The organism is Sphingomonas sp. IC081, assembly GCF_006874585.1.
In the GTDB taxonomy this organism is placed as follows: domain Bacteria; phylum Pseudomonadota; class Alphaproteobacteria; order Sphingomonadales; family Sphingomonadaceae; genus Novosphingobium.
In genome coordinates this window covers 3,204,350-3,229,579 of sequence record NZ_CP029761.1, presented here as the reverse complement: position 1 = coordinate 3,229,579, position 25,230 = coordinate 3,204,350, and the positions used below count along the sequence as shown (strand labels likewise).

At 68.5% G+C, this 25,230-nt stretch carries 24 protein-coding genes; 11 read left to right on the top strand and 13 right to left on the bottom strand.

Annotation, left to right across the window (positions count from 1 at the left end; all coding sequences use genetic code 11):
- Window positions 1-94 precede the first annotated feature (94 nt).
- Entirely contained in the window at window positions 95-376 is a 282-nt protein-coding gene (locus tag DM450_RS15195; protein WP_142636143.1) for a hypothetical protein, read from the top strand.
- A gap of 146 nt (window positions 377-522) precedes the next feature.
- On the opposite strand, the gene mprF is transcribed toward DM450_RS15195, so the two are convergent.
- The 3 genes from mprF to DM450_RS15180 are packed head-to-tail and all read right to left on the bottom strand — an operon-like array spanning window position 523 to window position 4,393.
- Window positions 523-3,111, bottom strand: coding sequence for a bifunctional lysylphosphatidylglycerol flippase/synthetase MprF (gene mprF / locus DM450_RS15190; RefSeq protein ID WP_260609906.1), 2,589 nt, complete (start codon window positions 3,109-3,111; stop codon window positions 523-525).
- Complete coding sequence (locus tag DM450_RS15185) at window positions 3,108-3,578, bottom strand: DUF2147 domain-containing protein (RefSeq protein ID WP_142636141.1); 471 nt, start codon at window positions 3,576-3,578, stop codon at window positions 3,108-3,110. Before DM450_RS15185 ends, mprF begins: the two co-directional genes overlap by 4 nt.
- On the bottom strand, window positions 3,575-4,393 hold the full coding sequence (locus DM450_RS15180; protein ID WP_142636139.1) for an AcvB/VirJ family lysyl-phosphatidylglycerol hydrolase: 819 nt from the start codon (window positions 4,391-4,393) through the stop codon (window positions 3,575-3,577). The genes DM450_RS15185 and DM450_RS15180 overlap by 4 nt, the downstream gene beginning before the upstream one ends.
- A 176-nt stretch (window positions 4,394-4,569) precedes the next feature.
- On the opposite strand from DM450_RS15180, the gene DM450_RS15175 reads away from it, so the two are divergent.
- The 4 genes from DM450_RS15175 to DM450_RS15160 all read left to right on the top strand — a co-directional run bounded on the left by DM450_RS15175 (window position 4,570) and on the right by DM450_RS15160 (window position 7,636).
- Window positions 4,570-5,061: a PDZ domain-containing protein gene (locus DM450_RS15175; protein WP_142636136.1), complete on the top strand. Its 492-nt coding sequence runs from the start codon at window positions 4,570-4,572 to the stop codon at window positions 5,059-5,061.
- A gap of 44 nt (window positions 5,062-5,105) precedes the next feature.
- On the top strand, window positions 5,106-5,792 hold the full coding sequence (locus DM450_RS15170) for a response regulator transcription factor (RefSeq protein ID WP_142636134.1): 687 nt from the start codon (window positions 5,106-5,108) through the stop codon (window positions 5,790-5,792).
- Entirely contained in the window at window positions 5,789-7,189 is a 1,401-nt protein-coding gene (locus DM450_RS15165) for a sensor histidine kinase (RefSeq protein ID WP_260609905.1), read from the top strand. Before DM450_RS15170 ends, DM450_RS15165 begins: the two co-directional genes overlap by 4 nt.
- 135 nt (window positions 7,190-7,324) lie before the next feature.
- Window positions 7,325-7,636, top strand: coding sequence for a GIY-YIG nuclease family protein (locus DM450_RS15160; RefSeq protein ID WP_017503794.1), 312 nt, complete (start codon window positions 7,325-7,327; stop codon window positions 7,634-7,636).
- Window positions 7,637-7,838: 202 nt separating this feature from the next.
- On the opposite strand, the gene DM450_RS15155 is transcribed toward DM450_RS15160, so the two are convergent.
- On the bottom strand, window positions 7,839-8,291 hold the full coding sequence (locus tag DM450_RS15155; protein ID WP_142636132.1) for a YaiI/YqxD family protein: 453 nt from the start codon (window positions 8,289-8,291) through the stop codon (window positions 7,839-7,841).
- 92 nt (window positions 8,292-8,383) lie between these two features.
- Here DM450_RS15155 and DM450_RS15150 point away from each other — a divergent pair, with 92 nt between their 5' ends.
- The gene (locus DM450_RS15150) at window positions 8,384-9,100 is read left to right on the top strand and encodes a glutathione S-transferase family protein (RefSeq protein WP_142636130.1); all 717 of its coding nucleotides are present in this window, start codon (window positions 8,384-8,386) and stop codon (window positions 9,098-9,100) included.
- Between the two features lie 3 nt (window positions 9,101-9,103).
- Here the strand turns inward: DM450_RS15150 and recQ are convergent, their stop codons facing one another.
- On the bottom strand, window positions 9,104-10,891 hold the full coding sequence (recQ, locus tag DM450_RS15145; RefSeq protein ID WP_260609903.1) for a DNA helicase RecQ: 1,788 nt from the start codon (window positions 10,889-10,891) through the stop codon (window positions 9,104-9,106).
- Between the two features lie 147 nt (window positions 10,892-11,038).
- Here recQ and DM450_RS15140 point away from each other — a divergent pair, with 147 nt between their 5' ends.
- On the top strand, window positions 11,039-11,884 hold the full coding sequence (locus tag DM450_RS15140; protein ID WP_142636125.1) for an SDR family NAD(P)-dependent oxidoreductase: 846 nt from the start codon (window positions 11,039-11,041) through the stop codon (window positions 11,882-11,884).
- 65 nt (window positions 11,885-11,949) lie between these two features.
- Here DM450_RS15140 and DM450_RS15135 read toward each other — a convergent pair whose 3' ends face one another.
- Entirely contained in the window at window positions 11,950-13,143 is a 1,194-nt protein-coding gene (locus DM450_RS15135) for a cation:proton antiporter (protein ID WP_142636123.1), read from the bottom strand.
- Window positions 13,144-13,489: 346 nt separating this feature from the next.
- Between DM450_RS15135 and DM450_RS15130 the strand changes: the two genes are divergently transcribed.
- A complete protein-coding gene (locus DM450_RS15130; RefSeq protein WP_142636121.1) occupies window positions 13,490-13,765 on the top strand; it encodes a hypothetical protein in 276 nt (91 codons plus the stop codon).
- A 73-nt stretch (window positions 13,766-13,838) separates the two neighbouring features.
- Here the strand turns inward: DM450_RS15130 and metH are convergent, their stop codons facing one another.
- Genes metH through DM450_RS15105 form a run of 5 tightly spaced genes read right to left on the bottom strand, consistent with a single transcriptional unit; the run spans window position 13,839 to window position 20,051 of the window.
- Window positions 13,839-16,463 carry a methionine synthase gene (metH, locus tag DM450_RS15125; RefSeq protein WP_142636118.1) on the bottom strand — a complete coding sequence of 875 codons (2,625 nt, stop codon included), beginning with the start codon at window positions 16,461-16,463 and terminating at the stop codon, window positions 13,839-13,841.
- A 22-nt stretch (window positions 16,464-16,485) separates the two neighbouring features.
- The gene (locus tag DM450_RS15120; protein WP_142636116.1) at window positions 16,486-17,019 is read right to left on the bottom strand and encodes a GNAT family N-acetyltransferase; all 534 of its coding nucleotides are present in this window, start codon (window positions 17,017-17,019) and stop codon (window positions 16,486-16,488) included.
- Between the two features lie 7 nt (window positions 17,020-17,026).
- Entirely contained in the window at window positions 17,027-18,091 is a 1,065-nt protein-coding gene (locus tag DM450_RS15115) for a homocysteine S-methyltransferase family protein (protein WP_142636114.1), read from the bottom strand.
- Entirely contained in the window at window positions 18,091-19,008 is a 918-nt protein-coding gene (gene metF, locus DM450_RS15110) for a methylenetetrahydrofolate reductase [NAD(P)H] (protein ID WP_142636112.1), read from the bottom strand. Before metF ends, DM450_RS15115 begins: the two co-directional genes overlap by 1 nt.
- Window positions 19,005-20,051 (bottom strand): metalloregulator ArsR/SmtB family transcription factor, encoded by a 1,047-nt coding sequence (locus DM450_RS15105; protein WP_142636110.1) that lies wholly within the window; start codon window positions 20,049-20,051, stop codon window positions 19,005-19,007. Before DM450_RS15105 ends, metF begins: the two co-directional genes overlap by 4 nt.
- A 180-nt stretch (window positions 20,052-20,231) precedes the next feature.
- On the opposite strand from DM450_RS15105, the gene DM450_RS25875 reads away from it, so the two are divergent.
- The 3 genes from DM450_RS25875 (at window position 20,232) to DM450_RS15095 (ending at window position 22,671) form a co-directional block, all read left to right on the top strand.
- On the top strand, window positions 20,232-20,408 hold the full coding sequence (locus DM450_RS25875) for a hypothetical protein (protein WP_185928626.1): 177 nt from the start codon (window positions 20,232-20,234) through the stop codon (window positions 20,406-20,408).
- Window positions 20,409-20,609: 201 nt separating this feature from the next.
- Window positions 20,610-22,265 (top strand): NAD+ synthase, encoded by a 1,656-nt coding sequence (locus tag DM450_RS15100; protein WP_142636108.1) that lies wholly within the window; start codon window positions 20,610-20,612, stop codon window positions 22,263-22,265.
- Between the two features lie 16 nt (window positions 22,266-22,281).
- Window positions 22,282-22,671, top strand: coding sequence for a winged helix-turn-helix domain-containing protein (locus tag DM450_RS15095; protein ID WP_142636106.1), 390 nt, complete (start codon window positions 22,282-22,284; stop codon window positions 22,669-22,671).
- Here DM450_RS15095 and DM450_RS26265 read toward each other — a convergent pair.
- Complete coding sequence (locus DM450_RS26265) at window positions 22,668-23,312, bottom strand: homogentisate 1,2-dioxygenase (RefSeq protein ID WP_260609902.1); 645 nt, start codon at window positions 23,310-23,312, stop codon at window positions 22,668-22,670. The genes DM450_RS15095 and DM450_RS26265 overlap by 4 nt on opposite strands.
- Window positions 23,313-23,493: 181 nt before the next feature.
- A complete protein-coding gene (locus tag DM450_RS15085; protein WP_142636103.1) occupies window positions 23,494-25,059 on the bottom strand; it encodes a S10 family peptidase in 1,566 nt (521 codons plus the stop codon).
- Between the last annotated feature and the right edge of the window lie 171 nt (window positions 25,060-25,230).

The following is a 25,230-nucleotide window of genomic DNA, read 5'->3' as shown; positions in this document are numbered from 1 at the left end:
ACAAAAACTCAACGCGCCAGCGATTGCCGGGGCCTTGCCTCATCCGGCAGGGGTGGCCACCTAGGCGAACGATGTTTGCCGAGGAACCCCGATCATGAGCGAGAACACCGACCGCATCGGCGAGGCGACCGCGCGGATCGTCGAACTCGAAGCCGAACTCGAAGCCTCGGGCACCACCACCCGCGCCGAGGCCGAACTGGCCCGTGCCAAGGCACTGCTGCACGAATGGGTCGATAGCGTGGTCGCCGTGGTGGCAACGCCGGGGGTCGGCCGCGCGGTGCTGATCCATGACAACGGCACCGAATCGCGGATCGCCTCGCCCGACCTGCCGTTCAGGCTGGCCGTGCCGGTCTCGTTCGAGCGGCGGGAGGGGTAGCCGCCGTCCGGGCCGCGCCCGAACTCCGACATTCCAATCCCGCCCGGCCTGAGCCTGTCGAAGGCCCCGAGGCCGGGCGCTGTGGCTCTCGATGCCTCGACACGCTCAGCATGAGCGGGGTGGGCGGGGGTATTTGGGAAGCGCGCTTACGACGCCGTCTTGCGCTGCCCTGCGCGCAATTTCCCCGCACTCCGCCCGTCGCCGATCAGGGCTTGCAGGTCGAGCAGCGCGCGGCCGGTCGCGACACCGCCGTGGCAGGCGATGAAGCGGGGTTCCCACAAGGGCGCGAACTTCTCCTTGTAGTTGCGCAGGCCCTCGAAGCCGTAGAATGCGGCGCCGTGGCGGAACAGCATGCCGGCCGCGCGCGCCCATGTCGGGGCGAGGCGGCGGGCCTCGATGCCCGACAGCGGCGCGAGGCCGAGGTTGAACCAGGCATAACCCTCCTGCCGGCCCCAGAGCATCAGGCGGGTGAACAGGAAGTCCATGCAGCCATAAGGCACGTCGGCGCGGTGGCGCATGAGGTCTACCGAGAGTTCCTCGCGCCCCGCCGTCTTCCACAGGTTGGCGAAGGCGACGATCGCCCCTTGCTTGCGCACCACCGCTACGTCGCAGCGGGCGATATAGGCCTCGTCGAAGCGGCCGACGCTGAAGGCTTTCTCGCGCTGGCCCTTGGCGCGCAGCCATTCGTCGGAGACCAGCCGCAGGTCGCCCATGATCGCGGGCACGCGGGCGGCGGGGACGATGGAGAACTCCGCGCCTTCCCGCTCGGCCCGGCGCACGGCGTGGCGCAGCGGGCGGGCGGCGGGGCCGTCGAGCGAGAAGTGGGCAAGGTCGACGCGGGCTTCCTCGCCGTATTTCATCAGTTGCAGGCCCATGTCGATGGCGATGGGCAGCACCGCGGGGGTGACCTGATAGAGCAGCACCCGGCCCTGGTTGGCGTCGGCCCGTTCGCGCAGGCGCCAGAGCAGTTCGGGCCAGTCCGCCTGCTCGCCCACCGGATCGCCCATGACGATCCAGGAATGGCCGCGCACCTGGTACATCAGCAGGCTGCGGTTGCAGGGGCCGGCCAGGAACAGCTTGTCCCCGGTCAGCGCCAGCATCGATTCCGAGCGGACCGCGTGGGTGAGCGCCTCGTCCACGTCCACCGGGCCTTCGTCGGGCAGGCCGCAGTGGCGCGAAGGGCGCAGCAGCGCCAGCACCACGAAGGCGCCGGTCGCCACGGCGACGGCAAAGCTCGCCCGCATGTAGCGCGAGGCATCGCCCGACCAGGCGAACTTCCACCAGAGGCTGCCGCGATAGGCCGGGAAGGTCTGGGTGAAATAGCCGATCACGATGACCAGCGTGATCGTCGCCACCATGGCGAGGATCCAGTTGGCGCTCATCACGTCGGTGGTGAGCGCGGTGCGCCGCCAGAAGCCGCCTCTTGCCAGTTGCAGCACCCCCGCGACCGCCAGCAGGGTCATCGCCTCCTCATAGTCGAGCCCCTTGGCGAGCGAGAACGCCGCGCCCGCCACCAGGAGCGCGCGGGTGAGCAGGAAGGCGGCGTCGAGGCGGCGGTAGAGCGCCGGGGCCAGGACCAGCAGCAGGGTGCCGACAAGGCTGGCGGCGATCTGCGAGGCCTCGACAAACGGCAGCGGCACGAGGCCCCGGATCGCGGCCATGCGCTCGGGCAGGGCTGGCGTCGCGCCGGAAAGCAGCAGCACGCCGCCGCCCAGGAACACCAGCAGCGCGACCGCGCGCGGGGCCAGCGCGGTGAGCATCGTCTCGCCGGCTTTGAGGGCAAGGCCCGCCGGGCGTTTCCAGCGGGCATGCTCGTGGTGCAGCAGCAAGACCAGCGCGGCGCAGAGCGGCAGCAGGTAATAGACGATGCGGTAGACCAGTAGCGCGGAAAGCAGCATGCCCGGCGGCACTTGCGGGCAGAGCGCGACCATCGTGGCCTCGAACACGCCGAGGCCGCCGGGCACGTGGCTCACCAGCGCGACAACGATGGCCAGCACATAGGCGAGCAGCAGCGGGGCGTAGAGCGCCGGGGCCCCCTGAGCCAGTACCGGAGGCAGCAGCACGAAAAGTGCGGCGCAGGCGGTGGCGATGTCCGCCAGCGCCGCCATGGTCATGCGCGCCATGCCGCCGGGGCCGGGCAGGTGCCAGCGCTTGCCGAGCAGGGCGGCGAGAACGAGCAGGACCAGCAACCCGGCGCCCGCCGCGTGCTGCATGGCCAGCGACAGGACATGGCCCGGGACCACCAGCGGCTGACGGTGGACCAGCAGCGCCAGCGCGGCGGAGGCGAGCACGCCGCTCCAGAACGTGACCCCGGCAATCGCGGTGACCCGCGCGACCTCTCCGGTCGAGAGGCCGCGCGCGCCATAGACGCGCAGCCGCGCGGCGGCCCCGGTGATGATGCCGAAGCCGAGATTGTGGCTCAGCGTGTAGCTGGTGAACGAGGCCAGCGCGGCGGCGCGCCAGGGCAGCGGCCTGTTGATCGCGCGCAGGGCCATGACGTCGTAGATCGTCAGCAGCAGGTAGCTTGCGGCGGTGAAGGCCAATGCCGCCCCCAGCCGCCAGACCGGCAGGGCGCGGGCATCGCGCAGCACCGCGTGGAGGTCCAGCCGCATCGCCATGTGGCGCAGGCTCATGCCCGCCAGCACCAGTATCAGGGCGGCCAGCACCAGCTGCGCGGGAACCGCCAGCCGATGGACCAGCGGTTTCAGCTGTGAAAGGGGGGCGGGCCGGTTCACGGTCGCCGCGTCCAGACCTGCGACTTGCACAGCAGGCCGTGGAGGATGCAGCCGCTGATCTTGAGGTGGCCGTCGTCCGGCTGGTGGATGCGCGAGAAGAAGGTCGAGCCCATGTCGGGCACAAAGACCTGCCCCTGCCAGTTGCCCGCGTCCTGCCGCCGGTAGCCCTGCAGCAGCTGGGTGCCGACGAGGTGGGAGACCCCGGCGTCGGCGGCGTCGGCCAGCGCCTGTCCGCCGACCCAGGTCACCGTGCCGCACAGCAGCGTGCCGCAAGGCGCGACCGAAACCTCGACGTCGCCCGCCGGGTTGAGCCAGCGGCCATAGGGGTTCAGCAGGCGCTGCGCGGCGACGCCTGGCACGGCGGCGGCCGGAGAGGCCGAGGCGAGAGCGCCCAGCACGCCGAGCGTCAGGCTGAGGCTGAGGGTGAGCGTAAGGGCGCGGCTGTGCGTCAGCAGGCGGCGGATCATCGGGCAGGCTCCGGAAGGCGGGTCAGGTGCGCGGGCTGGAAATGGGCGGCGATCACCGTGCGGATGGTGGTGAACACCCGGTCGGCGTCATGTTCGAGGTAATGGTCGCCGGGCAGGGCCAGCTGGGTCAGGCGGGGCAGGTGCAGCAGCGGGCAGAGGCTGTCGGTCTCCTGCTGGCCGCGAATGCAGACCACCGGCACCCAGTCGAGCTTGCGGGCGCTGGTGATGGCCATGGCGTCGGGCGTAGTCCGGTCCAGCCATTCGAGCGGCGAGACGCGCAGGAACACGGTGCGCGTGGGCACCGTCAGCACCACCAGGGCGACATGGGCGCGCAGGTCCGCCGGCAGGTGCTCGAGGCCGACATGGACCATGTCGGCGCCGAACGACTGGCCCAGCACCACCACCTTGCCGACGTGCCCCAGCGCCATTGCCCGGCGGATTGCCTGCGCCAGGATCGCGCTCACCTCGGCAGGGCTGCGGCGGACACGGAAGTAGTTCAGCGCATTGATCGAGACGGCGGCGACGCCGTGGTCGGCAAGCCCCTGGGCCACCGGCGCACCCATCCCCGCGCGCGGGCCCATGTCGCCCGAGATCAGCACGGCGGCATAGTCCTTGCGGCTGTCGCCGCGCGGGGCCAGCGCGCGCAAGGGGCTGGCGTCGAAGGCGCCGAGCCAGGCCAGCCAGCCGAGCACGCCGAGTACGGCCACCAGCGCCGCAACCAGCGCGTAGCGGGTCCGGCGGCGGTGCTGGCGCCAGCCTAGGTTGGAGGGGCCCAGGTTGGAAGTCAGGCGGGGGGAATAGGCAGCCCTTTTCATGGTGCGTGCCTGCACCTCCCCGGCTTGCCGCAGGGTGGAGCGAACATGGAATTTCCTTAATGTGACTTTGCCGCGTCACCCTGCGATAGTCAGGCTCAAGGGTGTGCTTGAGCGGAAGGTTCGCGCATCCGACGATCGCGTGCCCCGCTCCCTCTCTGGCGTGAACTGGACGAGAGATGACCGACGCAGACGATGTCCGTACCGGCCCCGAGGTCGATCCCGGCTTCCCCTACGACGCGAAGCGCCGCGTGCTCGACCTGCTGCCGATGCTGGGGGCGCTGCTGGCGGTGACCGGGGCGCTGACCTGGGGCGACTTGTGGGCGCAGCACCACTTCGGTCTTGCCGGGCCCGATGCCGCCGCCGTGCACGAGACCGCCGCGCAGGACGAGGCGAGCCGCCGCGTGCTGGACTTCACCGCCGACGACCTGCCCGACGGCAAGCCCGGGCTGGTCGTCACCTCGGTGCGCTCGGACGGCCATGCCGAACATGCCGGGCTGGTGGTGGGCGACCGCATCGTCGATGTGGACGGTGCGCAGGCCAGCTCGTTTTCCACCCTTGCGCAGGAGTTGTCTGAGCGCGGGGCACGGCCTATGCACCTCGATGTGGTGCATCTCGGCGCGGTTCGCAGGATCGACCTGGCCGGTTCGCCGCAGCCCGGCAATCGCTGATCTGCCGGAGCACGCAAATGCTGGCGGAGGCGGGAAAGCAAGGCATGGGGCACAAGCTGCTGGTGGTCGAGGATGACGAGGCCACCGCGACCTACATCGTGAAAGGGTTCGCCGAGGAAGGTTTTGTGGTCGACAAGGCGGGCAACGGGCGCGACGCGCTGTTCCTCGCCAGCGACGGCACCTACGACGCCATCGTGCTGGACCGGATGATCCCGCAGATGGACGGCATGTCGGTGCTCGGCGCGCTGCGCGCGGGCGGCATCGAGACGCCGGTGATCGTGCTTTCGGCCATGGGCTCGACCGACGACCGCGTGACCGGGCTGACGTCGGGCGCGGACGACTATCTCACCAAGCCCTTCGCCTTTGCCGAACTGCTCGCCCGCGTGCGGCTCTTGGTGAAGCGCGGCGCCAGCCAGAGCGCCGTGGAGACGCGGCTGTCCTGCGGCGATCTCGAGATGGACCTGCTCGCCCGCAAGGTGAAGCGCGGCAGCCGCGCGATTGACCTGCAGCCGCGCGAGTTTCGTCTGCTCGAATATTTCCTGCGCCATGTCGACGAAGTGGTGACCCGCACGTTGCTGCTGGAGGCGGTGTGGGACTATCACTTCGATCCCGGCACCAACGTGATCGACGTCCACGTCAGCCGCTTGCGCCGCAAGCTCGACGAGGATGGCGCCGCGCCGCTGCTCCACACCGTGCGCGGGGCGGGCTACCGGCTGGGCCTTTCGGCTTGAGGGAAAAGCTCCGGCGGCGGGCGGCGCGGCTGCTGCGCTCCACCTCGTTCCGCCTGTTTGTCCCGGTCGTGCTGTTCCAGCTGGTCGCCACCGGCGGGGTGCTGGCCTTCGTGTGGATCTCCAGCCAGCAGAGCGTGCGCGACGAGCAGCACGCGCTGGTCGAGGACCTGCGCGACGATCTGCTTGCCGCCTACGAGGACGGCGGCATGGCCGGGCTGCGCACCACCATCGACACCCGCCTGCGCGCCGAGGGCCGCCGCGCCCCGGTGATGCTGCTGGCCGGGCCGGACGGCCGGCGCGTGACCGGCAACCTCGATGCGCTGCCGCCGCGCGGCGATGTGCGGGGCGACTGGCAGCAGGGCGACTGGTTCTCGACCACGCTCTACCGCAGCGACTTTTCCCAGCCCGAGCTGATGACGCTGGTGGAGGCGCGCCTGCCCGACGGCTCGACCCTGCTGGCGGGGGTCGAGACCGGGCGCGACCTCAAGCTCCAGCGCAGTTTCGAGCAGGCGCTGCTGGCGGCGCTGCTGCTGGCGCTGCCGCTGACGATGCTGGTGGCGTTCCTGACCTCGCGCCTTGTCGGCCGGCGCGTGCACGACATGGCGCAGACCGCGCACCGGGTCGGCGCCGGGGCCTTCGACGCGCGGGTGCCGCTCGACGGTTCGGGCGATGCCTTCGATGAGCTGGCGGGCGAGATCAACGGGATGCTGGCGCGGATCGAGACGCTGGTGGGCGAACTGCGGGTGGTGGCCGAAGGGCTGGCGCACGACTTGCGCTCGCCGGTCACGCGGCTGCGCTCGGCGCTGGAACAGGCGGCGGTAGAGGCGCGCGATCCGGCCGCGGAAGCGGCGATGAACCGCGCCCTGGCCGAGGCCGACACGCTGACCCGCATCCTCACCACCGCGCTCCAGATCGGCCGCGCCGAGGCGGGGATCGGCCGCGAGCGCTTCGAACAGACCGCGCTCGGCCCCTTCCTCGAAGACCTTGCCGCGCTTTACGAGCCTTATGCCGAGGACGAGGGTTTCGCGCTCACCGCCGAGGCACCGGAGGGGCTTGCCGTGCTGCTCCACCGCGAGCTGATGGGGCAGGCGCTGGGCAACCTTGTCGACAATGCGGTGAAGTATGCGCAGGGCGGCAATGCGATCACGGTGTTTGCGGCAAGGCACAACGGCCACGTCGTGCTGGGCGTGCGCGACAACGGGCCGGGCATTCCCGAGGCGCAACGCGAAGCCGCGCTGCAACGCTTCGGCCGGCTGGACCCGACGCGTTCGGTGGCGGGAACCGGGCTCGGGCTGGCGCTGGCGGAAGCGGTGGCCAAGCTGCACGACGGCCGCGTCGAACTGACCGACGCGCCGGGCGGCGGGCTTGAGGTGCGGCTGGTGCTGGGGGCGGGGTAGGAGCGCGATTGGCAATTCGAAACCAGCCGTTCCGGATTCGCCCCATTGCGGACGTTCGTTGAACCCGGATGGCTTGCCGATTGTTCACTCGATTCGTCATTCCCGCGAAGGCGGGAATCCAGTAGCAACCTCGCAATGAAGGAGACCTTCGCGCCCACCGTCTATGTTCTCGCTTCGGCGCGAAACGGCACACTTTACACCGGCACCACCTCGAACCTGATCCAGCGCATCGCCCAGCACCGCAGCGAACACTTCGATGGCTTCAGCGCCCGCTATGGAACCAAACTGCTGGTGTGGTTCGAAATGCACGCGACAATGGAGCACGCGATCCAGCGAGAGAAGCGGATCAAGAAATGGAACCGTGACTGGAAGCTCAGGTTGATCGAAGAAGGCAATCCACAGTGGCGCGATCTCGCCATCGACTTTGGCTTCGAAGCGCTGCGTTGACTGGATTCCCGCCTTCGCGGGAATGACGAAGATCTTGGTGCGGATTTGGCATCAGCAACTGGTGTTTGAAAATCCGAACCCGACAGTCCCTTTCCCACCCAAAGCCGACCTCCCCACCCGCTCAGGCCGAACCTGTCGAAGCCCCCGGCGGCGTGGCGCTGCGGTTCCCCGCTCTCTGGCGCCTTCAGGATGGGGGGGACACTCAGCCTTTCCGCAACAGCTTTACCAGCACCTGATCGAGACTGGAGAGGAACCGCGAGCGATCCGCCTTGCTGAACGGCGGCGGGCCGCCGATCACGTCGCCGCCGGCGCGCAGGTCCGCCATGATCGCGCGGGTGGCGATGGCGCCGCCGATCGAGGACGTGGTGAAGGGCTTGCCGTTGGGCGCGATGACGTCCGCCCCCAGCTTGAGGCAGCGGTCGGCCAGCAGGATGTCGGCGGTGATGACGACGGTGCCGGGCGCGGTGTTCTCGACGATCCAGTCGTCGGCGGCATCGAAAGCGTCGCTCACCACCTTGCGCGCGATGAGCGGGCTCTGCGGCACCCGGATCGGGCTGTTGCTCACGACCACCACCGGCACTCTGGTGCGCTCGGCCACGCGGTAGGTTTCGTCCTTCACCGGGCAGGCGTCGGCATCGATCAATATGCGGATCATGCGGCCTCATAACCCAGCCTCGCGCAAATGACGAACCCGGTTGCCGGAATTGCGCTTCCCGAGCATGATGCAGGGGAACCGGAGCGCCGCCGATGACGCAGCTGAACGTGCCGCAGCCGAACGTGCCGAAGCCGTCGACGATCACCGCCTTTGCCCACTCGCCGGATCGCGGCCGAGGGCTCGCGCGCGACATGGCGGTGCGCTGGGCGCTGGAGGAAGTGGGCCGGCCCTACACCGTGCGGCTCGTCTCGTTCGAGGAGATGAAGCAGCCGGCGCATCGCTCTCGCAACCCGTTCGGCCAGATCCCGACGTATGAAGAGGGCGATCTCGCGCTGTTCGAATCCGGCGCCATCGTGCTGCATCTGGCGCAAAGCCAGCAGGCGGGGCGCCAGGAGGCGAGCCAGCACGGCTTGCTGCCGGTGGATGGTGACGCGCGGATGCGGGCGGTGATGTGGATGTTCGCCGCGCTCAGCACGGTGGAGCCGGTGATCGTCCAGCGCTCCGAGGTCCTGCTGTTCGAGCAGGAGCGGCCCTGGTTCGCCGCCCGCCTCGCCTCGATCGAGGAGCGCATCGCCGCGCGGCTGGACGAGCTCGCCATGCGCCTCGGCAGTTCGGAATGGCTCGACGGCGATTTCAGCGCGGGCGACCTGATGATGGTGCAGGTTCTGCGGCGGCTGGGCGGGTCTGACCTGCTGGCCGGTAATGAAACCGTGCAGGGCTATGTCGCGCGGGGGGAGGCGCGGCCTGCGTTCCAGCGCGCCTTTGCGGCCCAGCGCGCCGTTTACGAGGGCCGGGCTGACACAAACTGACTCTCAGTGCTGGCGGATCACCGCCAGGAATTCCTCGCCATAGGCTTCCAGCTTGCGGGTACCGACGCCGCCGATCTCGCCCATTTCGGTGAGCGTTGCCGGGCGGGCATTGGCCATCTCGCGCAAGGTGGCATCGTGGAAGATGACGTAGGGCGGCACCCCGGCCTGCTGGGCCAGATCGCGGCGCAGCGCGCGCAGTGCCTCGAACAGCGGATGGCCGACCGGGTTGGCGCCCGCATCGCTGCTGCCGCCGCGCCGCTTGCGCTCGCGCTTGGGCGGTACGACGATGGCGACGGCGGCCTCACCCTTCAGGATCGCGCGGGCATCGCCGCCGAGCGACAACCCGCCGTGCTCGGTGGGCAGCAGGCTGCCGCGGGCCTGCAGCGCACGGGCGAGCGATTTCAGCAGCGGCTTTTCGTCCTCGGTCAGGATGCCGAAGACCGATAACTGGTCGTGCCCGCGTTGCAGCACGCGGTCGTCGGTGATGCCGCAAAGCACCTTTTCGAGATGGCCAAGGCCGTAGCTCTGCCCGGTGCGGTAGACCGCCGAGAGCAGCTTGCGCGCCAGTTCGGTAACGTCGACCACACCGGCGGGTTCGAGGCAATTGTCGCAGTTGCCGCAAGTCTGCGCGGGCGTTTCGCCGAAGTGGCGCAAGAGCACGGCGCGGCGGCATTCGGCGGTCTCGACGAGGGCAGCCAGCGAATCGAGGCGCTGGCGTTCGCTCTGCTGGCGCGAGGGATCGACTTCGGACAGGCGCTGGCGGGCGCGGGCGAAGTCGTCCGCGCCCCAGAACATCACCGCCACCGAAGGGTCGCCGTCGCGCCCTGCGCGGCCGGTTTCCTGATAATAGGCCTCGATCGACTTGGGGATGCCGGCGTGGGCGACAAACCGCACGTCGGGCTTGTCGATGCCCATGCCGAAGGCGACCGTGGCGACCATCACCATGTCTTCGGAGGCGACGAAGGCCGCCTGATTGCGCGCGCGCACTTCGGGATCGAGCCCGGCGTGATAGGGCAGCACCCGGCGTCCGGTGGCGGAGGCGAGGGTTTCGGCCAGTTGCTCCACGCGGGCGCGGGTGGGGGCATAGACGATGCCCGGGCCGGGGTTCTCGTCCATCACCGCCTTCAATTGCCGCATCGCATTCTCGCGCGGGCGGATGGCGTAGCGGATGTTCGGGCGGTCGAACCCGGCAACGATCAGGCCTTCGTCCGGGATGCCGAGCTGGGCAAGGATGTCCGAACGGGTGTGATGGTCCGCCGTCGCCGTCAGCGCGAGGCGCGGGACGGTGGGGAAGGCATCGAGCAGCGGCTTCAGCAGCCGGTAGTCGGGACGGAAATCGTGGCCCCATTCGGAAACGCAATGCGCCTCGTCGATGGCGAAGAGGGCGACGCGCGACTGTTCCAGCAGTTCGCGGAAGTAGGGCTGGCTGGCGCGTTCCGGGGCGATGTAGAGCAAGTCCAGCTCGCCCGCGCGGAAACGGTCCATGGTCTGGCCGCGATCGGCATCGGCGCTGGTCAGGGTGGCGGCGCGGATGCCGTTGGCGGTGGCCGAGCGCAGCTGGTCGTGCATCAGCGCGATCAGCGGCGAGACGACCACGCAGGTCCCCTCCCGCATGACGGCGGGCAACTGGTAGGTGAGGGACTTGCCGGCGCCGGTGGGCATCACCGCCAGGGTGGAGCGCCCCTCCAGCACGCGGGTGACGACTTGCTCCTGCACGCCGCGAAAGGCGGAGAACCCGAAGGTCGCATGGAGCGCTTCAAGGGCATCAGGCAGAAGATCGGGGTCGGGCACGGCCGGGCTTATGGCAGAGGGAGGGGGCGCTGAAAACCGCTTGGCCGATGATTTCCTCCGATTCCGCCTCATCCGCTTGCGATTTTGCCCGGGCGCTCGCCAGGATCGCGCAACGGGACGGCAAGCCCGATGAATGGAGAGGCAGGCATGACGCAGCGCGTGGCAGTGGTGACGGGGGCAAGTTCGGGCATCGGGCTGGAAACGGCGCGGGCCTTGGCGGCGCAGGGGTTTCGCGTCCTCGGGATCGGCCGCGATGCGGCGCGCTGCGCGGCGGCGCAGGCGGAATTGGGCGCCGGTGTGGAGATGCTGCGCGGCGATCTTTCACTGCTGGCCGAGGCGGACCGGCTGGCCGACGCGATCGCGGGCATGGCCGGCCGTGTCGACGTGCTGGTCAATAATGCCGGCGGCATGGCGCGCGAGCAGGTCACGACCGCGGAAGGCTTCGAGGCGAACTACGCGGCCAATTTCCTCGGCCCCTTCGTGCTGACGGCGCGGCTCCTGCCGCTGATGCGAGCGGCGGCGGCCGATGCACCCCAGGGCAGCGTGCGGATCGTCAACACCGCCTCGGACGGCAGCGAGATGATCCCCGGGATCGATCTCGGCGATCTCCAGAACCTCGGCAACTGGAGTCCGGGGGCGGCCTATTGCAGCGGCAAGCTGGCCAACGTGCTCCATGCCCGGGCGCTGGCCGCGCGGGTTGCAGGGGACGGTATCGTCGCCCATTCGGTGCATCCCGGCACGGTGGCCAGCAATTTCTTCGCCCATACGCCCGGCAGCGTGCAGGCCGCTTACGCCGATGGGCCCAAGCTGACGCCGGCGCAGGGGGCGGACACGGTGATCTGGCTGGCGAGCGCCGAGGAGCCGGGACGGTCGAGCGGCGGCTACTGGTACGAGCGGGCGCCGCGCCGGCCTAATCCGCTGGCCGGCGATGCCGCCTTTGTCGAGGCGTTCTGGCAGGCGGCGGAGGCGCTGGCCGGACGGGCGGGCGCCTGAAAACGAAAAAAAAGGCCGGGGCGGTGATCCCGGCCTTCTTGCGGTGCTGTCCTTGGGATGCCGCCTTATCGATCTTCGCCGATGCCGAGCCGCGCCAGACGCGGCTTGACCATCGGCACCGTGAGCATCGTGCTCATCACCGCCATCAGCAGCAGCGCGGTGAACGTCTCCGCGGTGACGATCTGCTTGTCGAGCAGGACGTTGACAAAGATGATCATGATCAGCGCCTTGGTCTGGAGCATCCAGCCGATCACCGAGGCCTCGCCCTGCTTCCAGCCGAGCAGCCTGCCGGCGAGGTGGACGCCCGCCAGCTTGCCCGAGACGGAGGCGAGGAGGAACAGCAAGGCCGCGCCGAATACCATTGCGCCGCCTATTCCCCAGTCGGTGCGCAGGCCCGTGCTGAGGAAAAACACCGGCATGACCGTCAGCAGCAGGAATTCACGGAACATGTCGAGCTTCTCGCGGGTGAACCACTGGGCGTCGAGCACCACGCCCGCCAGGAACGCGCCGACCATGAAGTGCAGGCCCGACCAGTCTGCCGCGAAGCCGGTCACCGCGAGCCAGATCAGCGAGAGATACCAGCGGTCCTGCTCGTCCAGGCGGCGGAACAGGGCGCGCACGATCATCGAGGCGGCCGCGAAGCCGGCAAGGAACAGGCCTTGCCGTCCCACGCGCTCCCAGTCGACCAGGATCAGCGCCAGCACACCCCAGATGGCGATGTCGTCAAGGCTGGCGTAGCGCAGCAGGCGCTGGCCGAGCGGGGCGCGGAAGATGCCGAGCTTTTCCATCAGCAGCACAAGGATCGGCAGGGCGGTGACCGCGCAGGCCATGCCGATGCCCAGCACGGCCTGCGGATACGTGCCCTTCGGTCCGATCCAGCCGGGGGTCCTCAGCAGCAAGGCGGCGGCGAGCGAGCCGAACAGCAGCGGCGTCAGCAGCGCGCAGGCGGCGGTCAGGCTGGTTTCGCCGCGATGCTTCCAGGCGTCCGACAGGTCCAGTTCGACCCCGGCCACAAACACGAACATCATCACCGCCCACCAGGCCACGCCGTTGAGCGCGGTCATGACTTGCGGGGTGAACACGAAGCCGTGGAAGTCCGGCGCGAAGTGGCCGAGCACGCCCGGTCCCAGCAGGATGCCGCCGATGATCTGCACGACCACCAGCGGGGCCCAGTGCTCGGTGCGCAGCAGGCGCCAGACCAGATATGGCAAGGCAAGGATCACACTCAGCGCGATCAGGTAGGTTTCAGTCAGGCCCATTGTTTCAACTTCCCCCGCCGCCCGGTTCCCCGTGTCGGGCGGGGCGGCTCGTTCTTTGGGCCAATGCATGGCTGCACAACTGCCGAATCGCAACGGCCGCGATGGCGCCCGGGGGCGCTTCGCCGGGGAAGAAATGTGGCCGGTTTCCCGGGGCGCAGGCGATTTTCGGGGGGCAGGCCGGCGGGGGAAGGCGGTCATGGCTAATCCGCCCTGCCGAAAACCTCCGTGCTTGTCCGGAGCCGGCCATTAGCCGCCGGGCCGACCTGCGGCTGGTAGAGGGCTCTCAACGGCGAATGCAATCGATTTACGGCGTTTTGCCGGCCGCACTACCTAAGGGAGAATTCTGATGGGTCGTCTTCTGCGCGAGGCCATGACTTCGCACAACGAATGCCGCGTCGCGATGCTCGGCGAGATCGAGTTTGCCGAGACCGCGCGGGTGCTCAAGACGCTCGCCCGCGAGGCCGGGCACGATGAACGCGCGGTGATCGATCAACTGGCCCGGCACGGCCTCGACGCCGCGCTCGGCGTGATGTCGAGCGTCGACCGGACCGCCACCAGCGAGGCCTACCAGCGCCACCGCGCCCGCTGGCGCGCCGGCATGAACCGCCCGGCGGTGCACTGAGCGTCTCCGTTCGCGAGTACGCCGTGCCCGTCACGAGAGACGGGCACGGCGACCCTATCGGCGCGGGGTCCCGTCAGTCGAGGTTCGGGCGCAGCCAGCGTTCGGCGGTGGCCAGATCGACCCCGCGCCGTCCGGCGTAGTCTTCCAGCTGGTCGCGGCCGATGCGGGCGACGCCGAAGTAAGAACTTTCCGGGTGGGCGAAATAGAAGCCCGAAACCGCCGCCGTCGGCAGCATGGCCTGGCTTTCGGTCAGCACGATCCCGGCATTGTCCGAGGCCTTGAGCAGATCGAACAGGATCGGCTTGAGCGAATGGTCGGGGCAGGCGGGATAACCCGGTGCCGGGCGGATACCCCGATATTCCTCGCGGATCAGCGCTTCGTTGGTGAACTGCTCGTCCGGGGCATAACCCCAGAGCCTGGTGCGCACATGGCTGTGCAGACGCTCGGCAAAGGCTTCGGCGAAGCGGTCTGCCAGCGCCTTCAGCAGGATGTCCGAATAGTCGTCGTGCGCGGCCTGGAAGCGTTCCAGATGCGGCTCGATGCCGTGGATGCCGACGGCAAAGCCGCCCAGCCAGTCGTCCTCGGTGTCGATAAAGTCGGCCAGGCAGAAGTTGGCGCGGTCACGCGACTTCTTCACCTGCTGGCGCAGCATCGGAATGCGCGTGCCGTCCGCAAGCAGCACGTCGTCGCCATCGCGGCTGGCGGGCCAGAAGGCGCAGACGCCCTTGGCGGTGAGCCACTTCTCGTCGATGATCTTTGCGAGCATCGCCTGCGCATCGGCGTAGAGGTTGCGGGCGCTTTCGCCCACCACCTCGTCGTTCAGGATCGCCGGGTAGTTGCCCGCCAGTTCCCAGGCGCGGAAGAACGGCGTCCAGTCGAACGTGGCGGCAAGATCGGCCAGGTCCCAGTCCTCGAAGACATGGAGGCCCGGCTCGGCCGGTGCGGCGGGCTTGAGCGCAAAGTCCGGCTTGAAGGCATTGGCGCGGGCATCGGCGATGGGGAGCAACTCGCTCTGGCCCTTGCCTTCGCGGGCAATGCGGACCTTTTCGTATTCCTCGGCGGTGGCCTCCACGAAGGGCACCGCCTGGGTGTCCGACAGCAACTGCGAGGCGACGCCGACCGCGCGGCTGGCGTCGAGCACGTGGACCACCGGACCCTCGTAGGCGGGATCGATGCGCAGCGCGGTGTGGACCTTGGAGGTGGTGGCGCCGCCGATCAGCAGCGGAATGGTCATGCCGGCGCGCTGCATTTCCTCGGCCACGGTCACCATCTCGTCGAGCGAGGGGGTGATGAGGCCGGAGAGGCCGATGATGTCGGCGTCATGTTCGGCGGCGGCTTCGAGGATCTTGCTCCAGGGCACCATGACGCCGAGGTCGATCACTTCGTAGCCGTTGCACTGGAGCACGACGCCGACGATGTTCTTGCCGATGTCGTGCACGTCGCCCTTGACGGTGGCCATGATGATGCGGCCCTTGGACTTGGTGCCGGCATCCTTTTCCGCCTCGATGAAGGGGATCAGGTGGGCAACCGCCTTTTTCATCACGCGCGCGGACTTGACGACTTGCGGCAGGAACATCTTGCCCGAGCCGAACAGGTCCCCCACGACGTTCATGCCGCCCATCAGCGGGCCCTCGATCACCTCGATCGGGCGGCCGCCGCGCGCGGCGATCGCGGCGCGGGCTTCCTCGGTATCCTCGACGACATGGGCGTCGATGCCGCGCACCAGCGCGTGTTCGATGCGCTTGGCCACGTCCCAGCCGCGCCATTCCTCGGCGGCCTTCTCGGCCACGGCGTCCTTGCCCTTGAAGCTTTCGGCCAGCTCGATCAGGCGCTCGGTGGAGGTCTTGCCGTCCTCGCCCACGCCCGGGCGGCGCATCATGATGACGTCCTCGCAGGCTTCGCGAAGCACCGGGTCGATCTGGTCGTAGACGTCGAGCTGCCCCGCGTTGACGATCGCCATGTCGAGCCCGGCGGGGATCGCATGGTAGAGGAACACCGAGTGCATCGCCCGGCGCACCGGCTCGTTGCCGCGGAACGAGAACGAGAGGTTGGACAGGCCGCCCGAGAAGTGGACGTGCGGGCAGCGCGCCTTGATCTCGGCCACCGCCTCGATGAAGTCCAGGCCGTAGCGGTCATGCTCCTCGATGCCGGTGGCGACGGCAAAGACGTTGGGGTCGAAGATGATGTCTTCGGGCGGGAAGCCGATGCCGGTCAGCAAGTCATAGGCGCGGCAGCAGATTTCGATCTTGCGCTCGCGGGTGTCGGCCTGGCCCTTTTCGTCGAAGGCCATGACAACGACGGCGGCGCCGTAGTTCATGCATTTGCGGGCATGCTCAAGGAAGGGTTCTTCGCCTTCCTTCATCGAGATCGAATTGACGATCGGCTTGCCGGACACGCACTTGAGACCGGCCTCGATCACGTCCCACTTCGACGAATCGACCATCACCGGCACGCGGGCGATGTCGGGCTCGGAAGCGATCAGCTTCAGGTAGGTGGTCATGGCCGCGACCGCGTCGAGCAGGCCTTCGTCCATGTTGACGTCGATCACCTGCGCGCCGTTGTCCACCTGCTGGCGGGCCACTTCGATCGCGGCGGGATAGTCGCCCGCCATGATCAGCTTCTTGAACCTGGCCGAGCCGGTGACATTGGTGCGCTCGCCGATGTTGACGAAACGGGCGCCGGAAGGGGTCGAGGTCATGGAGTCTGCTTCTCGTTGAGTATCAGGCCTGCGCGGGCGCGAGCGAACGCGCCAGCACGAGGTCGTCATAAGTCTGGCCGCCGATGTCGAACTGGCGGCTGCCGATCTGTTCGAAGCCGTTCTTGGCGTAGAAGGCGAGTGCGCGCAGGTTGTCGTCCTTGACCCCCAGCAGCAGGCGGCGGCAGCCTTCCGCGGCCTCCACCACCGTGCGCATCAGCGTGCCCGCCATCAGCGAGCCCTGGAAGCGGGTGAGGATGTAGATGCGCTTGAGCTCGATATCGCCCGCTTCGGCCTGGTCGAGTTCGGGGGCGCAGATCATCGCGTAGCCCACCGGCGCGTCGCCCGGCTTCACTTCCGCCAGCCAGGCCTTGGCGCCCCTGGCGAAATAGGCGCGGTAGGTCTCGGCAGAATGCGCGGTGCGGCAATGCTCGATGATGCCGCGCCCGTCGACCGAACCGGCAAAGGCTTCGAGGAACGTCGCCGCGCCGATCAGCGCCAGCGCTTCGGCATCGTCGGGACCGGCTTGGCGGATGCGCCAGAGGGGGATGTCGTTCATGCGCGCCTCAGTCTGCCGCGACCGCGAAAGGTTCAAGTCCTGCCAGCCTGGTTTCGGGCTTGAGGTCCGGGATGTGGCGCGGGGCCATGCCGGTCACCTTCTTCGCGATGGCGGCGATATGCGCCGGGGTGGAGCCGCAGCAGCCGCCCAGCACGTTGACCTGGCCTGCCACCGCCCATTCGCCGACGAAGCCTGCGGTCGTCTCGGGCATCTCGTCGTAGGCGCCCAGTTCGTTGGGCAGGCCGGCGTTGGGGTAGATCATGATGAGGGTATCGGCGATTTCCGACAGCGTCTTCACGTGCGGGCGCAGCTGGGTGGCGCCGAACGAGCAGTTGAGCCCGATCGTCACCGGCCTCGCATGGCGCACCGCGTACCAGAACGCCTCGACCGTGTGGCCCGAGAGGTTGCGGCCGGAAAGGTCGGTCAGCGTCATCGACAGCATGATCGGCACTTCACGCCCCAGCTCGGCTTCAAGCTGGCGCACCGCCATGATCCCGGCCTTGGCGTTGAGGGTGTCGAACACGGTCTCGATCAGGATGAAGTCGGCGCCGCCTTCGACAAGGGCAGCGGCCTGTTCCTTGTAGACATCGACCAGCGTGTCCCAGTCGATCTCGCGGTAGCCGGGATCGTTGACGTCGGGGCTGAGCGAAAGCGTCTTGTTGGTCGGCCCGATGGCGCCGGCGACGAAGCGCGGCCGCCTAATACCATTCTTGGCATCCTTTGCCTCGTACTCATCCGCCAGACGGCGGGCGAGCCTGGCCGATTCGACATTGATCTCGCGCACCAGATGCTCGGCGCCGTAGTCGGCCTGGCTGATGCGGTTGGCCGAGAAGGTGTTGGTTTCGGCAATATCGGCCCCCGCCTCGAAATAGGCGCGGTGGATCGATTCCGGCACCTCGGGCTTGGTCAGCGCGAGGATGTCGTTGTTGCCCTTCTGGTCGTGGCCGAGGCCCAGATCGCCGGCATAGTCGGCTTCCGAGAGCTTCCAGTTCTGGATCTCGGTGCCGAAGGCGCCGTCGGTGATGAGGACGCGCTTGGCCGCCTCTTCGAGAAATGTCTTACGCGCGCTCATCATGCGCTCTCCCGCAATTCTTGCAACTTCGGCCTCAACCCGAGCAGCTGGCAGATCGCATAGGCCTGCTCCGCACGGTTGAGGGTGTAGAAATGAAAGTCGCGCACGCCGCCTTCGTAGAGGTTTCGGCACAAGTCGGCCGCGGCAACCGCGGCGACCAGTGCGCGCGGACCGGGGCGCTCGTCAAGGCCTTCGAACATGGCTTCCAGCCAGACCGGAATCTCGGTGTTGCCCGACATGCGGCGGATCGCCGCGAAGCTGGTCACCGGCATGATGCCGGGCAGGATCGGCGCGGTGATGCCCGCGGCCTGCGTCTTGTCGAGGAAGCGGAAGTAGGCTTCGGCCGAGAAGAAGAACTGCGTGATCGCGCGGTTGGCGCCGGCGTCGATCTTGCGCTTGAGGTTGTCGAGATCGCTCTGGGCGCTCGCTGCCTCGGGGTGCACTTCGGGATAGGCGGCGACCGAGATGTCGAAATCGTGGCGGGCCTTGAGCCCGGCCACCAGGTCGGCGGCGCTGGCATAGCCTTCCGGGTGGGGCGTGAAGACGCCGCCCTGGCTCGGCGGCGGATCGCCGCGCAGGGCGACGATGTGGCGCACGCCCGCTTCCCAGTACTGGTCGGCGATCTCGTCGATCTCGCCCTTGCTGGCGCCCACGCAGGTGAGATGCGCGGCGGGCACGAGATTCGTCTCGGCCGCGAGGCGGGCGACGGTCGCATGGGTGCGTTCACGCGTGGAGCCACCGGCGCCATAGGTCACCGAGACGAACGAGGGCGCCAGCGGGGCAAGCTGGGTGATCGCGTCCCACAGCTGCTCCTCCATCTTCTCCGTCTTGGGCGGGAAGAATTCGAAGGAGACGGAAATGTCGCCCGGCAGGCACCCGAGGGCGGGGGCAAGAGCCGGTCGTTGAGCGGACGTCATGGGATCGCGGTCTTTCTGTCGTTGGATTCGGTGTCGTTTGCAGGATCAGGCGCCTGATCAGGCGCCGGATCTGGCAGGGGGGCGGGCGGGGCCGCTTCGAGGCGCCGCGCGGTCCAGATCTTCACGGTGAGCGGATCGCCGGGCAGGGTGACCGGAACGTCGGGCGCAAAGCCCGCGTCGGCCAGCAGCGAGGCCATCTGCTGGTCGGCAAAGCCGAGGCGGGCGTGGGCATGGCGCTCACGCAAATCCTCGCGCTCGTGCGCGGCGAGGTCGACCACCGCGATTCGCCCGCCCGGCCGGGTGACGCGCGCGGCTTCGGCCAGAACCGTGGCGGGTTCCTGTGCGTAGTGCAGAACCTGGTGGAAAAGTACCGTGTCGAACGCGGCCTCGGCAAAGGGCAGGGCGGTGAAGTCCCCCTGCACCAGCGAGAGGTGTTCCGGTGGCAAAGATTGCAAGCGCGCCCGCGCGATGCGCAACATCTCGGGGCTCTTGTCGAGCGCGGTGACGTGGCTGGCCTTGCCCGCCAGCAGTTCGGCGATGCGCCCGGTGCCGGTGCCGACATCGAGCAGGCCGCCGAGCTTGCTGCGCCCCAGCGCGGCCAGCAGCGCCGCCTCGACCGGGCCGTCCGCACCGTGCAGCTGGCGCAGGGTATCCCACTCCTCGGCATGGCGGGCGAAATAGGCCTGGGCATTGGCTTCGCGCGCGTCGCGAATGGCGGCGAGCTGGCGGCGATCCTCGGCGCAGCGGGCGGCAAAGGCCGGATCGTCACGCTCGGCAATGTCGAGCAGGCGGGCGGCAGCGGCGCCCATCGGCGGCTCCGAATTGTCCTTCACCGCGCTGCGCAGGAACACCCAGCTGCCTTCCTTGCGGCGGGTGGCGAGACCGGCCTCGCACAGGATGCGGATGTGGCGCGAGACACGCGGCTGGCTTTGCCCGAGCACTTGCGCAAGCTCCCCCACGGCCAGTTCCATATGCGCGAGCAGGCGCATCATGCGCAGCCGCGTCGGTTCGGACAGAGCCCTCAGCAGGGGGTCGATTTGCATGCGAATTTGCATGGCAGATCATATAAAGATATCTTTATATGTGTGCAACCCTCAGGGTTTCTGCCGGTTTTGCCCCCCTTACTTCCCATTTGCGTTGCACAATCGTCTCGTCTAAAGAATGGCCCCGCAGGCTTGCCTGCAAGCGTTGGCCTGTGCGCCAAACAATGCAAGGGGATTCGCATGAAGAAGATTGCTTTTGCCGCGTTCGCGTCGGCTGCCGCTCTGTCGCTCGCTGCTTGCGGTGGCAACAAGCCCGCCGCTGACGCCACTTCGGAATCGGTTGAAACCGTTCCTGAAGAAACCATGGCCGCTACCACCGACGGTGCGACCGACGCTGCTACCGCGGCTGCCGAGTAATCCGGCCGGGGGCCCGGCGATCGCCTCGGCGAAGCGCCGGCCCCCAGTTGCTTTCCGGCCTGGATCGGCAACGATCTGGGAAACATCCGGAAAGTCCGTCGCAAGACGGAAAAAGCCCTCCCCGACGGGAGGGTTTTTTATTGCCCGCCGCAGACGCATCGGCAGTTGCGCATGGGGCCTGCGCGGGGCATCAATCGGCGCATGCCCGATACGCTCAGGATCACGCTGGCGCAGCTCAACCAGTCGGTCGGCGACCTCGACGGCAATGCCGAAGGGGTGCTCGCGGCACGCAAGCAGGCGCGCGATTGCGACCTCGTCGTTTTCCCCGAGCTTCACCTGATCGGCTATCCGCCCGAAGACCTGATCCTCAAGCCGGCGCTGATCGAGCGTGCTGCAGCGCGGCTACAGTCGCTTGCGGAGGCGAGCGCGGCGCCCGGCCCGGCGATGCTGGTGGGCTCGGCCTTTGTGCTTGATGGTGCGCTGCACAACGGGGTTGCCCTGCTCGACCAGGGCAAGGTCCAGGCGGTGCGGCTGAAGCATGAGCTGCCCAACTATGGCACGTTCGACGAGATGCGCCTGTTCCAGCCCGGCCCCCTGCCCGAGCCGGTGGTGCTGCGCGGAACGATGATCGGGGTGCCGATCTGCGAGGACATCTGGCGCAGCGAGGTCTGCCGCCATCTTGCCGATTTCGGTGCCGAGATGTTCATCTGCATCAACGGCAGCCCTTACGAGATCAACAAGGACGCCCTCAGGATCGAGGGGGTGGCCAAGCGCCGCGCGGTCGATACCGGGCTGCCGCTGGCCTATCTCAACCGCGTCGGCGGGCAGGACGAACTGGTGTTCGACGGCGCCAGCTTCGTGGTCAACGGCGATGGCAGCCTGGCCGTCCAGCTGGCGGACTGGGAGGAGCAGGTCGCCGAGACCCGCTGGACCCGCACCGCGCAGGGCTGGCGCTGCGATCGCGGGGCGCAGGCGGCGCTCGCCGGCCACCCGGAGGACATCTACTGCGCGATGGTGCTGGCGCTGCGCGACTATGTGCGGCGCAACGGGTTTCCCGGCGTCGTGCTGGGGCTTTCGGGCGGGATCGATTCGGCGACATGCGCGGCCATCGCCGTCGATGCGCTGGGGGCGGACCGGGTCTGGGGGGTAATGATGCCCTCGCGCTTCACCAGCCGCCAGAGCCTCGACGATGCCGCCGCCTGCGCCGATGCGCTGGGCATCCGCTATTCGGTGCTGCCGATCGGCGAGGCGATCGCCGGGTTCGATTCGATGCTGGGCGAGAGTTTCGAGGGTACCAATCGCGACATCGCCGAGGAAAACCTCCAGTCGCGGATTCGCGGCACGGCGTTGATGGCGCTGTCGAACAAGTTCGGCCCGATGGTGATGACCACCGGCAACAAGAGCGAAATGAGCGTGGGCTACGCGACGATCTATGGCGACATGGCGGGGGGCTACAACCCGCTCAAGGACGCCTACAAGTCGACCGTCTTTGCGCTGGCGCGCTGGCGCAACCATCATGTCCCGCGCATTGGCCGCGGTCCGGCCCGGGCGGTCATTCCCGAATCGACGCTGGGGCGCGAACCCAGCGCCGAATTGCGCCCCGACCAGCGCGATTCGGACAGCCTGCCCGACTATGCCGTGCTCGATCCGATCCTCGTCGGGCTGGTCGAACACGACAAGAGCGTCGACCAGCTGGTCCGCGAAGGCTTCGTGTGCGAGACGGTCCAGGCGGTCGAGCGCCTGCTGCACCGCGCCGAATACAAGCGCCGCCAGGCCTCGCCGGGGGTCAAGCTCACCGCCCGGAATTTCGGGCGAGACCGGCGCTATCCGATCACCCACGCCTTCCGCAGCGGCTGAAACGACAGGGATCAGAATGTCCGCCACCCCCACTCTCAAGCTGCGCGCGCGGATCTATTGCGGCGAGGAAATCGCCATGGGGCCGGGCAAGGCCGATCTGCTGGCCGCCATCGCGCAGCAAGGCTCGATCTCGGCGGCGGGGCGGGCGTTGGGCATGAGTTATCGGCGGGCCTGGCTGCTGGTCGATGCGATGAACCGCTGCTGGCGCTCGCCGCTGGTGGAAACCGTGGCGGGCGGCGGCAAGGATCGCGGTGCCCGGCTTTCGCAGACCGGGCAGGCGGTGCTGGCACAGTACCGGGCACTGCAGGCGCGAATCGCCCAGGTGGAAGCCTCGGACGAATACGCGCTGCTGCGCGGCGGGGTGCGGGCGGCGCCGCTTCCCGGGGCGCCGGATCCGGCCGGTTAGGGCAGCCGGGTCACGAGCAGCGGCAGCGCGGCGTCGGGGCTGGCCGCGATCTGCACGAGGTAGTCCCCCGGTTCGAGCGCGAAGTCGACCATCTTGCGGATGCCCGAGCAGTCGGGCCCATGGGCGTGGGCGATCGAAGTCAGCGCCCGGTGGGTGCCGGTCGCGGGCCTGGCCGCGATCACGTCGATCCATGCCGCCGCGCCCAGCGCCACGCGGTAGTGTCCGGGCGTGGTCACGGTAACGGCAAAGAGGCCGCCGAAGCCGGTCGATCCGCCAGCCTTTTCGGGCGGAAGGGCATAACGCACGTCGGGCGCGGGGCTGAGCGCGGCGTCGACCGCGGCTCCGGGGTTCACCCGCGCGGCGGCGGCGCTATCGCGCCCGGCGGCCAGCGGCACGCGCCGGTTCCAGCCGGAAAGTTCGGCGGGAAGGGCGGCGGGGGCGGCTGGGCAGGCGATGGGTGATGGCACGATGGCTGTGGGCACAGCGGCTGTGGGCACGATGGTGGGAGGCACGATGGTGGGAGGCACGGGCCCCATCCCGTTCGTTTCCTGGGCGAGCGCGCTGCCGGACCATGCCAGCGCCAGCAGCGCGGCCGCAGCCAGTCCGTCCCGTGAAGCCGCCAACTTGCCCGTGGTCACCATGAAGCCCTCCTCGCGCTGTGCATAACGCTATGTCAGTTCGGATATAGCGATCCGTGCCGGCGGTGACAGCCGCAAAACGCGGTCTTCAAGCATCCGGCCCGCATCCGGGCCGAAAACGGCAAAAGGGGCGGCCTTGCGGCCACCCCTTCGTTGTCTTGCGGTCTCTTGCGGCGGGCGCCGCTCAGCGCGCGCCCTGCGCGTAGTAGCGCTGCATGTCGAGGCGCATCTGGTGCAGCGCCTCGGGGTTCAGGTAGACCATGTGACCGGCCGGGTAGTAGCGGAACTCAAGGTTCTTCTGCAGTTCGCCCGGCAGCATCATGTGCTTGAGGTCGCGCTCGGTCGAGAAGAACGGCGTTGCCATGTCGTAGTAGCCGTTGAGCGAGAGCACGCGCAGATGCGGGTTGGTGCGCATCGCGCTCGACAGGTCGACCGTCACGTCGGCGACGTTCTGGTGGCTGCCATAGCCGCGGCCCGGGCCGTCATGCGACCAGTCCCAGTTGAAGGCACCGCCCTCGCGTGCGCTGAGGCGGTAGTCGAGGTCGGTCTTGTAGCCGAGCTTGCCGCCCAGCAGGTCGAGGAAGCTGCCGATGTAGAGGCCGCTGATTGCGGTGTCCGAGGCGTCGAATTCCGGCCCTTCGCCCGCCGCATCGGCATCGACGCCGAGGTAGCGACCGTCGAAGCGGCCCACCGTCTCGCGCTGGCCGCGCAGCAGTTCCTTGCGGAAGCGCTGGAGGTCGAGGCGCAGGTTCGCCTGCTTGATGTAGTCCACCGAAATGCCGGTGAAGCGGCTGAGCTGCTGCGCCGCCGAATCGAGTTCGGCAGGCGAAATGTCCTGCCCCTTGGCGAGCGCGCTGGCATAGGCGCCATTGGCGAATTCGCGGGCCTGTGCGACGAATTCCTCGACCGTGGCGGGGCGATCGGCGACGCGGTTGTGGTACCAGGCGACGGCGGCATAAGTCGGCAGGTAGCCGACGTAGATGTTGTCGTAGCCGGACTGGCGCACGCCGTAGTTCATGATCGAGGAGAGCAGGATCACGCCGTTCAGCGCCATGCCGCGATCCTCGAGCTGGTAGGCCAGCGCGCCCGAGCGGGTGGTGCCGTAGCTTTCGCCGAAGATGTACTTGGGGTCGCCCCAGCGGCCATTCTTCGAGACGTAGCGGAAGATCGCCTTGGCAAAGGCATCGACGTCCTGATCGACGCCGTAGAAATCGGCGGGCTTGGCATCGCCGAGCGGGCGCGAGTAACCGGCGCCGACCGCGTCGATGAACACCATGTCGGTGCTGCCGATCAGGCTGTCGGGGTTGGGGCCGACGTCGTAGGGCGCGGGCGCGACGGCGACCGGGTCGGCGGTGCGCACGCGCTCGGGGCCGAAGCTGCCCATGCGCAGCCACAGGCTCGCCGAGCCGGGGCCGCCATTGTAGAAGAAGGTCAGCGGGCGGTGCTTACCGGGCGCGGTATAGGCGGTGTAGAACAGGCTGGCGGTGGGCTTGCCCTGCGCATCACGGATGGTCAGCGTGCCGGCGGTGGCGGTGTAGGCGATCGCCTTGCCGTCGACCGTGACCGAGCCCTTGGAGGTCTTGGCCTGTTCCTCGACCGGGGCGCTGGCCCAACCATTGGCAACCGCTTCGGCGGCCTTGGCGGCGTGCTGCTTTTCGGCGTCGGGGGCCTCGCTCTTCTGGGCGAAGGCGGGCTGGACGAGCGCCAGCGAGAGAAGGGAGGCGAAAGCCAGCTTTGCGGGGAGCCGCATGGACAATCCTTTGATTTTCTGGGAGCCGATGGCCTGAACCGCCAGCGACCGGGAGGGTGCGAACCGGGAAGCATTGGTAATGCATCGCCGCTGGCCTGCAAGGCATATGTTATACATTTCTGACGGCCATGGGCCTTGCCGGGGGCCGGGAAATTGACCTTGCCCGCGCCG

Coding starts and splice junctions, on each gene's coding strand:
- DM450_RS15195 (WP_142636143.1), top strand. CDS start 95: ATGAGCGAGAACACCGACCGCATCGGCGAGGCGACCGCGCGGATCGTC.
- DM450_RS15185 (WP_142636141.1), bottom strand. CDS start 3,578: ATGATCCGCCGCCTGCTGACGCACAGCCGCGCCCTTACGCTCACCCTC.
- DM450_RS15180 (WP_142636139.1), bottom strand. CDS start 4,393: ATGAAAAGGGCTGCCTATTCCCCCCGCCTGACTTCCAACCTGGGCCCC.
- DM450_RS15175 (WP_142636136.1), top strand. CDS start 4,570: ATGACCGACGCAGACGATGTCCGTACCGGCCCCGAGGTCGATCCCGGC.
- DM450_RS15170 (WP_142636134.1), top strand. CDS start 5,106: ATGGGGCACAAGCTGCTGGTGGTCGAGGATGACGAGGCCACCGCGACC.
- DM450_RS15160 (WP_017503794.1), top strand. CDS start 7,325: ATGAAGGAGACCTTCGCGCCCACCGTCTATGTTCTCGCTTCGGCGCGA.
- DM450_RS15155 (WP_142636132.1), bottom strand. CDS start 8,291: ATGATCCGCATATTGATCGATGCCGACGCCTGCCCGGTGAAGGACGAA.
- DM450_RS15150 (WP_142636130.1), top strand. CDS start 8,384: ATGACGCAGCTGAACGTGCCGCAGCCGAACGTGCCGAAGCCGTCGACG.
- DM450_RS15140 (WP_142636125.1), top strand. CDS start 11,039: ATGACGCAGCGCGTGGCAGTGGTGACGGGGGCAAGTTCGGGCATCGGG.
- DM450_RS15135 (WP_142636123.1), bottom strand. CDS start 13,143: ATGGGCCTGACTGAAACCTACCTGATCGCGCTGAGTGTGATCCTTGCC.
- DM450_RS15130 (WP_142636121.1), top strand. CDS start 13,490: ATGGGTCGTCTTCTGCGCGAGGCCATGACTTCGCACAACGAATGCCGC.
- metH (WP_142636118.1), bottom strand. CDS start 16,463: ATGACCTCGACCCCTTCCGGCGCCCGTTTCGTCAACATCGGCGAGCGC.
- DM450_RS15120 (WP_142636116.1), bottom strand. CDS start 17,019: ATGAACGACATCCCCCTCTGGCGCATCCGCCAAGCCGGTCCCGACGAT.
- DM450_RS15115 (WP_142636114.1), bottom strand. CDS start 18,091: ATGAGCGCGCGTAAGACATTTCTCGAAGAGGCGGCCAAGCGCGTCCTC.
- metF (WP_142636112.1), bottom strand. CDS start 19,008: ATGACGTCCGCTCAACGACCGGCTCTTGCCCCCGCCCTCGGGTGCCTG.
- DM450_RS15105 (WP_142636110.1), bottom strand. CDS start 20,051: ATGCAAATCGACCCCCTGCTGAGGGCTCTGTCCGAACCGACGCGGCTG.
- DM450_RS25875 (WP_185928626.1), top strand. CDS start 20,232: ATGAAGAAGATTGCTTTTGCCGCGTTCGCGTCGGCTGCCGCTCTGTCG.
- DM450_RS15100 (WP_142636108.1), top strand. CDS start 20,610: ATGCCCGATACGCTCAGGATCACGCTGGCGCAGCTCAACCAGTCGGTC.
- DM450_RS15095 (WP_142636106.1), top strand. CDS start 22,282: ATGTCCGCCACCCCCACTCTCAAGCTGCGCGCGCGGATCTATTGCGGC.
- DM450_RS26265 (WP_260609902.1), bottom strand. CDS start 23,312: ATGGTGACCACGGGCAAGTTGGCGGCTTCACGGGACGGACTGGCTGCG.
- DM450_RS15085 (WP_142636103.1), bottom strand. CDS start 25,059: ATGCGGCTCCCCGCAAAGCTGGCTTTCGCCTCCCTTCTCTCGCTGGCG.